Below are 204 nucleotides of genomic sequence, written 5' to 3'. Positions count from 1 at the left end.
ACTATCAGAAATAAAGATATTTGATCCAGAAACAAAAGAAACATTAATAGCAACTGAAAATATTGAATTAAAGAACAATATGTATATAGATATTATTCCAATAGAAAAATATGTATATGTAGCAAATAAAGGAAAAGTATTATTTGGAAAAACAGAAAAATTTGATTTAGAAACACTAATTGGGAAATTGGGAATAGACAAAGA

Annotated in this window: 1 protein-coding gene; it reads left to right on the top strand. The window is 23.0% G+C overall.

Features of this window, described 5'->3' with window-relative positions; genetic code table 11:
- Positions 1-204: hypothetical protein (locus tag ACYQ44_RS10590; protein ID WP_459997263.1), on the top strand; the 204-nt coding region annotated here is incomplete at both ends.

It is taken from the genome of Marinitoga arctica (genome assembly GCF_054657315.1).
The sequence above is the reverse complement of the archived record's forward strand: the minus strand, read 5'-3'. Positions and strand labels throughout refer to the sequence as shown.